The 10,451-nt window shown below is 72.9% G+C and carries 9 protein-coding genes, 1 tRNA gene and 1 riboswitch; of the genes, 9 read left to right on the plus strand and 1 reads right to left on the minus strand.

Annotated features, from left to right (window positions below; genetic code table 11):
* Positions 1-174: 174 nt before the first annotated feature.
* From HMPREF0731_RS10860 to HMPREF0731_RS10900, 9 genes are all read left to right on the plus strand, one after another.
* Positions 175-1,401 (plus strand): LL-diaminopimelate aminotransferase, encoded by a 1,227-nt coding sequence (locus tag HMPREF0731_RS10860; RefSeq protein WP_007004166.1) that lies wholly within the window; start codon positions 175-177, stop codon positions 1,399-1,401.
* Complete coding sequence (locus tag HMPREF0731_RS10865; protein ID WP_007004167.1) at positions 1,398-2,690, plus strand: homoserine dehydrogenase; 1,293 nt, start codon at positions 1,398-1,400, stop codon at positions 2,688-2,690. Before HMPREF0731_RS10860 ends, HMPREF0731_RS10865 begins: the two co-directional genes overlap by 4 nt.
* Before the next feature lie 74 nt (positions 2,691-2,764).
* Positions 2,765-3,748 (plus strand): class II fructose-bisphosphatase, encoded by a 984-nt coding sequence (gene glpX, locus HMPREF0731_RS10870; RefSeq protein WP_007004168.1) that lies wholly within the window; start codon positions 2,765-2,767, stop codon positions 3,746-3,748.
* A 10-nt stretch (positions 3,749-3,758) separates the two neighbouring features.
* Entirely contained in the window at positions 3,759-5,537 is a 1,779-nt protein-coding gene (recJ, locus tag HMPREF0731_RS10875; protein WP_040612673.1) for a single-stranded-DNA-specific exonuclease RecJ, read from the plus strand.
* A gap of 135 nt (positions 5,538-5,672) precedes the next feature.
* Positions 5,673-5,748: transfer RNA gene (locus HMPREF0731_RS10880), tRNA-Glu, on the plus strand.
* A 176-nt stretch (positions 5,749-5,924) separates the two neighbouring features.
* Positions 5,925-6,123, plus strand: a riboswitch (cobalamin riboswitch).
* Positions 6,124-6,188: 65 nt separating this feature from the next.
* Positions 6,189-7,205, plus strand: coding sequence for an ABC transporter substrate-binding protein (locus tag HMPREF0731_RS10885; protein WP_040612674.1), 1,017 nt, complete (start codon positions 6,189-6,191; stop codon positions 7,203-7,205).
* Positions 7,202-8,263, plus strand: a complete 1,062-nt coding sequence (locus HMPREF0731_RS10890; RefSeq protein ID WP_007004171.1) for a FecCD family ABC transporter permease — start codon at positions 7,202-7,204, stop codon at positions 8,261-8,263. The genes HMPREF0731_RS10885 and HMPREF0731_RS10890 overlap by 4 nt, the downstream gene beginning before the upstream one ends.
* Entirely contained in the window at positions 8,260-9,024 is a 765-nt protein-coding gene (locus HMPREF0731_RS10895) for an ABC transporter ATP-binding protein (protein WP_007004172.1), read from the plus strand. The genes HMPREF0731_RS10890 and HMPREF0731_RS10895 overlap by 4 nt, the downstream gene beginning before the upstream one ends.
* 11 nt (positions 9,025-9,035) lie before the next feature.
* On the plus strand, positions 9,036-9,470 hold the full coding sequence (locus HMPREF0731_RS10900; protein WP_007004173.1) for a pseudoazurin: 435 nt from the start codon (positions 9,036-9,038) through the stop codon (positions 9,468-9,470).
* A gap of 17 nt (positions 9,471-9,487) precedes the next feature.
* Here HMPREF0731_RS10900 and HMPREF0731_RS10905 read toward each other — a convergent pair.
* Positions 9,488-10,451 (minus strand): aldo/keto reductase (locus HMPREF0731_RS10905; RefSeq protein ID WP_007004174.1); only part of this gene is annotated, 964 nt, incomplete at its 5' end.

The following is a 10,451-nucleotide window of genomic DNA, read 5'->3' on the forward strand; positions in this document are numbered from 1 at the left end:
TGCTGGCTCCGGCGCCGGAGGCCCCCGCCTTGCAGCCGGGCGGCGTGCCGGCCGCGCCGCGCCTCTGACCGACCTGCCACCTCGTGGCGCAACCCTGACCGGGGCCGCGCGGCGGTTTCCGCGCCGCCGCGATCTGCTCTATGGTCGCGGCCCCGATTCACACGGACTTGGACGATGACCGAGGAATTCCACCGCATCCGCCGCCTGCCGCCCTATGTGTTCGCCGAGGTGAACCAGGCCAAGGCCCGGGCGCGCGCCGCGGCCGAGGACATCGTCGATCTCGGCATGGGCAATCCGGACAGCCCGACGCCGCCGCATATCGTGGCCAAGCTGGTCGAGGCGGTGCAGAACCCCGACACGCATGGCTATTCGGCCTCCAAGGGCATTCCCGGGCTGCGCCGGGCGCTGGCCGGCTACTATGCCCGCCGCTTCAATGTGGAGCTGGACCCGGAGACCGAGGTGGTCGCCACCCTCGGCTCGAAGGAAGGGCTGGCGAACCTCGCCGCCGCCATCTCCTCGCCGGGCGACACCATCCTGGTGCCGAACCCCTCCTACCCGATCCACCAGTTCGGCTTCATCATCGCCGGCGCCTCGGTGCGCAGCGTGCCGCACACGCCGGACGAGACGATGCTGGAGGCGCTGGACCGCGCCGTGCGCCATTCGGTGCCGAAGCCGACGGCGCTGATCATCAACTACCCGTCCAACCCGACCGGGCTGATGGCCGATCTCGATTTCTACCGCGAGATCGTCGCCTTCGCGAAGAAGCACGAGATCTTTGTTCTTTCCGATCTGGCCTATGCGGAGCTGTATTACGGCGACCGGGTGCCGCCTTCGATCCTCGAGGTGCCGGGGGCCAAGGATGTGGCGGTGGAGTTCACCTCCATGTCCAAGACCTACAACATGGCCGGCTGGCGCATGGGCTTCGCCGCCGGCAACCGCCGCCTGATCGCCGCGCTGACCCGGGTGAAATCCTATCTGGACTACGGCGCCTTCACGCCGATCCAGGTGGCCTCCACCGCCGCGCTGAACGGGCCGCAGGACTGCATCGAGGAGATGCGCAAGCTCTACCGCGAGCGCCGCGACGTGCTGGTGAAGGGGCTGAAGCAGGCCGGCTGGGACGTCCCCGTGCCGGAGGCCGGCATGTTCGTCTGGGCCGAGATCCCGGAGCGCTACCGCGCGCTCGGCTCGGTCGAGTTCAGCAAGCTGCTGCTGGCCAAGGCGAAGGTGGCGGTGGCCCCCGGCCTCGGCTTCGGCGAGCATGGCGACAGCCATGTGCGCATCGCCATGGTGGAGAACACCCACCGCATCCGCCAGGCGCTGCGCGGCATCCGCAGCTTCCTGGCCACCGACAATGGCGGCCCGCTCACCGAGCCCGCCCCTGCTGAACTGGTGAAAGAATGACGCGTCCGCTTTCCGTCGCGGTCGCCGGCCTGGGTACGGTCGGCGCCGGTCTGCTCGCCCTGCTGCGCGACAATGCGGCGCTGATCGCGGCCCGCGCCGGCCGGCCCGTGGTGGTCACCGCCGTCTCGGCGCGCGACCGCAGCCGCGACCGCGGCGTCTCGCTCGAAGGACTGCGCTGGTACGAGGATCCGGTGGCGCTGGCCGCCGACCCCAAGGTCGATGTGGTGGTCGAGCTGATCGGCGGCAGCGAGGGCCCGGCCCGCGCCCTGGTCGAGGCGGCGCTGGCGGCCGGCAAGCCGGTGGTCACCGCCAACAAGGCGCTGCTGGCGCTGCACGGCACGGCGCTGGCGGAAACCGCCGAGGCGCGCGGCGTGGCGCTGGCCTATGAGGCAGCGGTGGCGGGCGGCATCCCCGCCATCAAGGCGCTGCGCGAGGGGCTGGCCGCCAACCGCATCCGCCGCGTCACCGGCATCCTGAACGGCACCTGCAACTACATCCTGACCTGCATGCGCGAGCAGGGCCGCGAATTCGCCGATGTGCTGGCCGAGGCGCAGAAGCTCGGCTATGCCGAGGCCGATCCCTCCTTCGACATCGACGGCGTGGACGCCGCGCACAAGCTGGCGATCCTGGCGGCGCTGGCTTTCGGCCGCCCGGTCGATTTCGGCGCGCTGCATGTCGAGGGCATCCGCGGCATCACCGCGCTCGACATCAAGCTGGCCGGGGAGCTGGGCTACCGCATCAAGCTGCTCGGCATCGCCGAGACGGGCGAGGCCGGGGTGGCGACGCGCGTGCATCCCTGCATGGTGCCGGCCAGCCACCCGATCGCCCGCGTCGATGGCGTGTTCAACGCCGTGGTGGCGGAGGGCGACGCGGTCGGCCGCGTGGTGCTGGAAGGCCGCGGCGCCGGCGCCGGCCCCACCGCCAGCGCGGTGGCCGCCGACCTGATCGACATCGCGCGCGGCCGCCACACCCCGGTCTGGGGTGCCGCGGGGGCTGCGCTGTCGGAAAGCCCGGCCCAGCCGATGGAGAGCCATCACGGCGCCTATTACCTGCGGCTGATGGTGCTGGATCGGCCGGGCGTCATCGCCGATGTCACCGGCGTGCTGCGCGACAACGGCGTCAGCCTCGAATCCATGATCCAGCGCGGCCGCGCGCCGGGCGAGGCGGTGCCGGTGGTGCTGACCACCCATGCCTGCCGCGAATCCGCCATGCGCGCCGCCCTGGCGCGCATCGCCGCGCTGGAGGCGGTGCTGGAACCGCCGGCGCTGATCCGCATCGAAACCCTCTGACCAGCGTTGAGCCGGGCAGCCTGGGCGGGGCCATCTCCCGCGCAGGCCCCGCACCGGGACGAACAGGAGCCACCATGCGTCGCGATACCACCCCCGTAGACCGCAACCTCGCCCTCGAACTGGTGCGCGTCACCGAGGCCGCGGCGCTGGCCGCCAGCCGCTGGATCGGCCGCGGCGACAAGAACGCCGCCGATGGCGCCGCGGTGGACGCGATGCGCCGCGCCTTCGACACCATCGCCATCAGCGGCACCGTCGTCATCGGCGAGGGCGAGATGGACGAGGCGCCGATGCTCTATATCGGCGAGAAGGTGGGCTCCGGCGGCCCCGAGGTCGACATCGCCGTCGACCCGCTGGAAGGCACCAATATCTGCGCCACCGGCGGGCCGAACTCGATCGCGACGCTGGCGGTGGCCGAGCATGGCGGCTTCCTGCACGCGCCCGACATCTACATGGACAAGATCGCGGTGGGCCCGGGCCTGCCGGCGGGCGTCGTCGACCTCGACGCCGGTGTGGCCGAGAACCTGCGCGAGCTGGCCAAGGCCAAGAAGGTCGAGATCAACGATCTCGTCGTCTGCATCCTCGGCCGCGACCGGCACAAGGACATCATCAAGGCCTGCCGCGAGGCCGGCGCCCGCATCATGCTGATCCCGGATGGCGATGTCGCCGGCGTCATCGCCGTGTCGCAGCCGAGCACGGGTGTGGACCTGTATCTCGGCTCCGGCGGCGCGCCGGAGGGTGTGCTGGCCGCGGCCGCGCTGCGCTGCATCGGCGGCCAGATGCAGGGCCGGCTGATGTATGAGGATGACGGGCAGATCGAGCGCGCCCGCAGCATGGGCTTGACCGACCCGCATGCCAAGCTGACCGCCGAGCAGATGGCCAAGGGCGATGTGATGTTCGCGGCGACCGGCGTGACCGGCGGCCCGATGCTGCATGGCGTGCGCCGCAGCGGCACCGCCGCCTACACCCATTCCATCGTCATGCGCAGCAAGACCGGCACGGTGCGCTATATCGAGGGGCACCACAATTTCAGCCTGAAGCCGGGCGACTTTGCTTCCTGATTCCACGGGCATGACGGATCCGGCGGGTGAGGCCGTGCTCGGCGTCACCCGCTCGGTGCTGGGGCGGCGCTGGGTGTGGCGCCAGGCCGATACGCGCATCGGCATGGCCATCGCGCAGCGCCTTGATCTGCCGGAGCTGCTCGGCCAGCTGCTGGCGGCGCGCGGCGTGACGCCGGAGCAGGCGGCGCTGTTCCTGGAGCCCACGCTGCGCGCGCTGCTGCCCGATCCCTCCGTGCTGGTCGACATGGACCGCGCGGCGGAGCGCCTGGCCCAGGCGGTGCGGGCGCGCGAGCCGGTCGCCGTGTTCGGCGACTACGATGTCGATGGCGCCTCGGCCGGCGCGCTGATGCTGCGCTTCCTGCGCGATCTCGGCTGCCCGGTGCGCCACTACGTGCCCGACCGGCTGAAGGAGGGCTACGGCCCCAATCCCGGCGCCATCGCAGCACTCTGCGATGGCGGGGCGACGCTGCTGGTCTGCGTCGATTGCGGCATCGCTGCCCATGCGGCGCTGGAGGCCGCGCGCGGCCGCGCCGATGTCGTGGTGCTGGACCACCACAAGGCCGAGGGGCCGGTGCCGGTGGTGGCCGCCGCGGTCAACCCGAACCGGTTGGATTGCGGCTCGGGCCTCAAGCATCTCTGCGCCGCCGCGGTCAGCTTCATGGCGGCCGTCGCGACCCTGCGCGCGCTGCGCCGCAGCGGCTTCTTCGAGGGGCGCGAGCCGCCCGACCTGCGCGACCTGCTCGACCTGGTGGCGCTGGCCACCGTCTGCGACGTGATGCCGCTGACCGGGCTGAACCGCGCCTTCGTCACGCAAGGGCTGAAGGTGATGGCGCGCGGCGAGCGCCCCGGCATCGCCGCGCTGCTCGAGGTCGCCCAGGCGCGCGAGGCGCCCTCGGCCTACACGCTGGGCTTCCTGCTGGGGCCGCGCATCAATGCCTCGGGCCGCATCGGCGAGCCGGATCTCGGCCTGCGGCTGCTGGCCTGCGACGACCCGGTGGAGGCGCGCATCATGGCCGAGCGGCTGGACGCGGTGAACCGCCGCCGCCAGGAGGTGGAGAGCGAGGTGCTGGCCGCCGCCTTCGCCCAGGCCGAGGCCCAGGCCGGGGCCGGCCATCCGGTGCTGCTGATCTGCGGCGAGGGCTGGCATCCCGGCGTGGTCGGCATCGTCGCCGGACGGGTGAAGGAGAAGTTCAACCGCCCGACCTGCGTCGCCGGTATTTCCGACGGCCTCGCCAAAGGCTCCGGCCGCTCGGTGCCGGGCATCGATCTGGGGGCCGCGGTGATCGCGGCGCGGCAATCCGGCCTGCTGGAGACGGGGGGCGGCCACGCCATGGCCGCCGGTTTTTCGTTCCGTCTGGAGCGGCAGGAGGAGTTCCACGCCTTCCTGAACGAGCGCCTGTCGCACGCCGCCGATCTGCCGGGCAGCGCCGATCTGGTGGTGGATGGCACGCTGCGCGTCCCGGCGGCGACGGCCGAGCTGGCCACGCAGGTCGCGCGCCTCGGCCCCTTCGGCGCCGGCAATGAGGAGCCGGTCTTCATCTTCCCCCGCGTCCGCGTGGTGCGCGCCGACCGGGTGGGCAAGGAGGGCAACACGGTGCGCGCCTTCCTGGAAGGCGAGGGGGGTGGCCGCCTGAAGGCCATCTGCTTCCGCGCCAAGGAGGGCCCGCTGGCCGAGCTGCTGCTGAACAGCCGTGGCGTGCCGGTGCACCTGGCCGGCGCGCTGCGCGCCGAGCACTGGAATGGCAATGTCTCCGCCGGGCTGCATGTGCAGGATGGGGCGCCGGCCTGAGCCTGCCCTGGCGCGTGGGCCGGCGGCGGATTTCCACAGGAAAACCGCGCGCCTCCCTCTGGACGGGCCAGCGGGGCCGGGTTACTAAGCGCCCGCTTCGCCACGGCCCCGCCGGGCGGCGGCGAACATGGCCTTGTCCCCATCGTCTAGAGGCCTAGGACACCAGCCTTTCACGTTGGTAACACGGGTTCGAATCCCGTTGGGGACGCCATTCTCTCTGAAATAAGCCCTTCATATCGAAGGGCTTTTTCTTTTTTGGCCTCTCCCGCGACACGCGACGCCCGCCCGGGCCTGACCCGGGCCGGGAGAAGTGCGTTCGAAGCGGCCCATCGCCGCCGGGCGGCGCGGCCCAACCGCCCCCGCGCCCTTGCCATCCGCCGCCGCGCCCTCTACCAGACAGGCGCCGGTTTCCGAGAGGAACTAACAGGGAATCCGCCCAAGGCCCGCCAGGCCGAGGAAACGGAACTGCCCCCGCAACTGTAGGCGGCGAGCCCGCTCCGAACACGCCACTGGGATCGCATCCCGGGAAGGCCGGAGCGGGCGGTGACCCGCCAGTCAGGAGACCTGCCGGCAGGTGCAACGAACTGACCGGCGGGGTGTCCGGGGAGGATGTCGATGATCTGCTTGTCTCGCCTTGCGGGGCGATCGGCCGTGCTGCGCGCCGGCCTGCTGGTGCTGGCCCTGGCGTTGCCCCTGGCGCTGCCCGTCCAGGGCGCCCGGGCGCAGCCCACCGCCTATCCGCTGAGCGTGGAGAATTGCGGCCAGACGCTGCGCTTCGAGGCGGCGCCGCGCAACGCCGTCACCATCGGCCAGTCGGCCACCGAGATCCTCTACGCCCTCGGCGTGGGCGAGCGCATGGCCGGCACGGCGCTGTGGTTCAACGCGGTGCTGCCCGAGTTCCGCGCGCAGAACGACCGCGTGCCGCGGCTCGACAACAACGCGCCCTCCTTCGAATCGGTCATCGGCCGGCGGCCGGGGCTGGTGGCGACGCAGTTCGAATGGATGGTCGGCGCGCAGGGCGTGGTCGGCACGCGCGAGCAGTTCCACGCCCTCGGCGTGCCCACCTACATCATGCCGGCCGATTGCGAGGGCAAGAACAACCTCGTGGGGGCCGACGGCACGCGCACCGCGCCCTTCAGCACGGAATCGATCTACAAGGGCATCGGCCAGCTGGCGGCGATCTTCGACCGCCAGGCGCAGGGCGCCGCCCTGGTCGCCGATCTCCGCGCGCGCGAGGCGGCGGCGGTGGCGCGCGCCCGCGCGCTGCGCCTGGCCGATGCCTCGGCGGTGTTCTGGTTCTCCTCCGCCGATCTCGACCTCGACCCCTATGTGGCGGGGCGGAAGGGCATCCCCGGCTACATGATGCGCAGCCTCGGCCTGCGCAACGTGGTGCAGTCGGACGAGGAATGGCCGACCGTGGGCTGGGAGAGCATCGCCCGCGCCAACCCCTCGGTCATCGTCGTCGCCCGCATGGACCGCCGCCGCTTCCCCGCCGATGACGTGGAGCGCAAGCTGGCCTTCCTGCGCGCCGACCCGGTGACGCGGGAGATGGACGCGGTGCGGCAGAACCGCATCGTCATCCTCGACGCGCACGCCATGCAGGCGACGATCCGCCTGGTGGGCGGGCTGGAGGCGCTGACCGACGCCATGGCCCAGCTGCAACCGTGACGCCGCCGCCGGGGCGCGCGCTGGCGCGCCTGGCCGGGCGCTGGCTGCTGCGGGCGCTCGGCATCGCGGCGCTGCTGGCCGCCGCGCTGCTGGCCGGGATCTGCATCGGCGAGACGCCGATCCCCGTCGCCACCGTCTGGCAGACCCTGGCCAACAGGCTGTTCGGCGCCGGCTACCCGCTGGACCGCATCGACCAGGGCATCGTCTGGAACTACCGGCTGACCCGCGCCATCGTCGCCGCCTGCTGCGGCGCCGGGCTCGCCGTCTCCGGCGTGATCCTGCAGGCGCTGCTGCGCAACGCGCTGGCCGATCCGTATCTGCTCGGCATCTCGGCCGGGGCCTCCACCGGCGCGGTGCTGGTGACGGTGGCGGGAGTCGGCGCCGGGGCGGTGTCGCTCTCGCTTGGCGCCTTCGGTGGCGCGCTGGCGGCCTTCGGGCTGGTGGCGCTGCTGGCGCGCGCCTCGGGCGGCGGTGTCGGGCCGCGCGCGGCGGGGCAGATCGTGCTGGCCGGCATCGCCGGCGCGCAGCTGTTCAACGCGCTGACCGCCTTCATCATCACCCGCTCGGCCAGCGCCGAGCAGGCGCGCGGCATCATGTTCTGGCTGCTGGGCAATCTCAGCGGCGCGCGCTGGGACAGCGCCGCCCTGGCGGTGCCGGTGGCGCTCGCCGTCACGCTGCTCTGCCTGTGGCACGCCCGCGCGCTGGACGCCTTCACCTTCGGCGCCGATTCCGCCCAGGCGCTCGGCGTTCCGGTGCGGCGGGTGCAGGCGCTGCTGATCGGCGGCGCCTCGCTGGCCACCGCGGTGATGGTCAGCATCGTCGGCGCCATCGGCTTCGTCGGGCTGGTGGTGCCGCATGCGGCGCGCTTCCTGGTGGGGGTGCGGCATGTCCGGCTGGTGCCGGCGGCGGCGCTGATCGGCGCGCTCTTCCTGGTCGGCGCCGATGTGCTGTCGCGCATCGCGGTGCCGGGCCAGGTGCTGCCGATCGGCGTCATCACCGCCCTGGTCGGCGCGCCGGTCTTCGCGCTGATCCTGGTGCGGCGGAGACCCGCGCGGTGAGGCTGCGCGCGGAGGGCCTGTCCTGGTCGGCGCGCGGCGCGCCGATCCTGCGCGACGTCAGCCTGGAGGTCGCGGCCGGCGAGACCTTCGGCCTGATCGGCCCCAACGGCTCCGGCAAATCCACCCTGATGCGGCTGCTCGCCGGCCTGCTGCCGCCGCAATCCGGGCAGGTCTGGCTGGATGGCGTGCCGATGGCGCGGCTCGGGCGGCGGCAGGTGGCGCAGCGCCTCGCCCTGGTCGAGCAGCAGGCGGAGACCGCCGACCGCATCACCCTGCGCGACGCGGTGGAGCTGGGCCGCACCCCCTGGCTCTCGGCGCTGCGCCCCTGGTCGGCCGAGGACGACGCCATCGTGGCCGAGGCGCTGGCCGCGGTGGAGATGGGCGGTCTGGCGGCGCGCGACTGGGCCACCCTCTCGGGCGGCGAGCGGCAGCGCGCGCACATCGCCCGCGCCCTGGCGCAGCGGCCGCGCCTGCTGCTGCTGGACGAGCCGACCAACCATCTCGACATCCACCACCAGCTCGCCATCCTCGGCCTGGTGGCGGCGCTGCCGGTCACCACGGTGATCGCGCTGCACGACCTGAACCAGGCCATGGCCTGCGACCGGCTGGGCGTGCTGCACCAGGGCCGGCTGGTGGCGCTGGGCGCGCCGGAGGCGGTGCTGACGCCCGACCTGCTGCGCGCGGTGTTCGGTGTGCGCGCCACGGTGCTGACCGACCCCGCCGATGGCGCGCGCCTCCTCCGCTTCCACCCCCTGACCTGAAGGACACGCCGATGCGTTCCCTGGCGCTGGCCCTGTTGCCCCTGCTGCTGAGCGGCCTGCCGGCCCGGGCCGAGGTCCATGAAGTGAAGATGCTCAACCGCAACGCCAGCGGCGGCATGGTCTACGAGCCGGACTTCCTACGCCTGCGGCCCGGCGACCGCGTGCGCTTCATCGCCACCCATGCGACGCACAACGCGGCGACCATCCCGGCCATGCTGCCGCCGGGCGCCACCCCCTTCCGCGGCCGCATCGACGAGGAGATCGAGGTCGCCTTCACCGTGCCGGGCACCTACGGCATCCAGTGCGTGCCGCACTACGCCATGGGCATGGTGATGCTGGTGCAGGTGGGCGACGGGCCGGTGGAGGAGGCCGCCCTGCCGGACGCCCTGCCGCCCCGGGCGCGCCAGCGCCTCGGCGAGATCATCGCCCGCGCCCGCGGCGGGTGAGCGCGGGCGTGGGCGGATCACCCCGCCCGGCCGGCGCGCGCCTGGGCCTGGCGGATCAGGCCCTGGTAGAGCCTGTCCTTGCCCGGATACCAGGGCATGGCGCCGAGCGTGCCGAAGCCGGGGATCGCCTCCATGTGGCGCAGCATGCGCTGCCGCAGGGCGGCGTCCGGCAGCGGGCCGCGCATCGCCTGGAGGTTGTCGGCCATGTGCGCCGGGTCGGAGGTGCCGCAGAGCACGCAGCTCACCGCCGGATGGGCGATCACCCATTTCAGGAAGAACTGCGCCCAGCTCGCGGCGCCGAACTCGGCCGCGAAGCCGGGCAGCGGCCGGCCGCGCACGATGTGCATCAGCCGCGCCTTCTCCAGCGGCAGGTTCACCAGCACGCCGACGCCCTGGTCGGCCGCCGCCGGCAGCAGCCGCGCCTCCGCCGCGCGGTCGTAGATCGAGTAGTTGGTCTGCACCACATCCACCGCGCCGCTTTCGACGAAGCGCGCCAGCGCCGGCTGGAAGCCGGATTCATGGTGGGTGACGCCAACATGGCCGATCAGCCCGTCGCGCTTCCAGTCCCGCAGCAGCGGCACGATGACCGGGGCGTTGGTCAGGCTGTGGCACTGCATCAGGTCGATGGCGGAGCGCCAGACGCGCAGCCGGGACTGCTCCAGGCTGCGCGCCGCATGGCTGGTGTCGCCCAGATACTCGCCGGTGGACCAGATCTTGTTGGCCAGGAACAGGTCGCGCGCCGCCGGCATCTCCGACAGGAAGGCGCCGAGGCTGGCCTCGGCCGAGCCGTAGAGCGGCGAGGTGTCGACCACCCCGCCGCCGCCCTCGACATAGCGCGCCATGACCGCGCGCAGCCGGTCGCGCGGGGCGCCCGGCAGCAGGTCGAAGGTGAGGAAGGTGCCGAGGCCGAGCGCGGTGACCTCGCGCCCGGTGCGGCCGATGCGGCGGGTGATGACCGGCGCCGCCTCTCCCGGGGCGGGG

The sequence above is a fragment of the Pseudoroseomonas cervicalis ATCC 49957 genome, from assembly GCF_000164635.1.
Classification (GTDB): domain Bacteria; phylum Pseudomonadota; class Alphaproteobacteria; order Acetobacterales; family Acetobacteraceae; genus Pseudoroseomonas; species Pseudoroseomonas cervicalis.

Coding starts and splice junctions, on each gene's coding strand:
- HMPREF0731_RS10860 (WP_007004166.1), top strand. CDS start 175: ATGACCGAGGAATTCCACCGCATCCGCCGCCTGCCGCCCTATGTGTTC.
- HMPREF0731_RS10865 (WP_007004167.1), top strand. CDS start 1,398: ATGACGCGTCCGCTTTCCGTCGCGGTCGCCGGCCTGGGTACGGTCGGC.
- glpX (WP_007004168.1), top strand. CDS start 2,765: ATGCGTCGCGATACCACCCCCGTAGACCGCAACCTCGCCCTCGAACTG.
- recJ (WP_040612673.1), top strand. CDS start 3,759: ATGACGGATCCGGCGGGTGAGGCCGTGCTCGGCGTCACCCGCTCGGTG.
- HMPREF0731_RS10900 (WP_007004173.1), top strand. CDS start 9,036: ATGCGTTCCCTGGCGCTGGCCCTGTTGCCCCTGCTGCTGAGCGGCCTG.